Consider the following 1,064-nt stretch of genomic DNA (forward strand, 5'->3'; position numbering starts at 1 on the left):
ACAAGGGCTGCAACTGGTGCGTGTACACCGGCACCCACGACAACGCCACCTGCATCGGCTGGTGGCAGCAGCTCAGCGACCAGCAGCGGCACCAGGTGGAGCAGTTGCTCGGGCCGGTGACGGCTCCCGGCTGGCAACTGCTGGAGTTGGCCTTGGCCAGCCAGGCCGATTGGGCTGTGGTGCCGCTGCAGGATCTGCTGCAACTGGGCGATGAAGCCCGGTTCAACACCCCGGGCACCAGCGAGGGCAACTGGCAGTGGCGGCTGAGTGGTGGGCTGGAGGCGGTTCGCGGCCCGCTCAAGGGATTTGGGGAGCTGGCGCAGCGCCACCAGCGTTGATCGGCTTCGGCGGCAGCGGCAGGCGGTATTGGCCGGGCTGTTTCGCAATCGGGGGCAAGGCGGTGCCGTTCCAGAGCACCTCAGCTGGCTTCGGGGTTGGATACACGCTCAGCACCAGCGGCGGTTCGAGCTGCCACACCAAGAGGCCTTTGGCGCCATTGAGCTGTGAGCGCTGGCCGCTGTCGCTGCGCAGGTTGATGGTGCTGGCCTGGCTGAGGTTCAGCTCCAACACACCCAGCGTGGGTTGAGACCCGCCGGCTTGCTGGAGTTGGTTGAGGGCGTCGCGGCCTACGCCACGGCTGGCCTGCTGCAGCGGCCGCAGGTCTGGGAAGGCACCCAGCAGGGTGGTGCCTGGCGCGGCGGGTTTGCGTTGTTCCGCCGCGGGAAGCGGCGCGATGGGCCTGAGGCTGAGCTGGTTGGCCGCGGCCAGCTGGCGCTGCTGCAGGTTCAGGGCGTAGATCAGTCCAAGGCAGATCCCGCCGTAGAGCAGCCCCCCCTGCCAGGTGCTGAACACATCGATCGAGCCTGGCGTGAAGCGCTTGAGCAGCCCGTTGCGTTGGCCGCGGGGGCCGTGCTGCTGGCTCTGGGGCGGCAGGGCCACATCGAGGCTGCCGCTCGGCAGGTTGAGGTGCTGCTCGATCAGGGGCAGCATGGTGCGCAGGTAGGCCCCTTCCGGCAGGCGATCGCGCCAGCCCCGCTCCAGCGCTTCCAGCACGGGGGTGCTGA

At 68.9% G+C, this 1,064-nt stretch carries 2 protein-coding genes; one reads left to right on the forward strand and one right to left on the reverse strand.

The window, feature by feature from the left end:
• On the forward strand, positions 1-338 hold a 338-nt coding region (locus tag FJ309_17725), incomplete at its 5' end, for a 4-alpha-glucanotransferase (protein MBM3956414.1).
• On the opposite strand, the gene FJ309_17730 is transcribed toward FJ309_17725, so the two are convergent.
• A partial coding sequence (locus FJ309_17730) for a helix-turn-helix domain-containing protein (GenBank protein ID MBM3956415.1) occupies positions 298-1,064 on the reverse strand: 767 nt, incomplete at its 5' end. The genes FJ309_17725 and FJ309_17730 overlap by 41 nt on opposite strands.

Source organism: Planctomycetota bacterium (genome assembly GCA_016872555.1).
Lineage (GTDB): Bacteria > Planctomycetota > Planctomycetia > Pirellulales > UBA1268 > F1-20-MAGs016.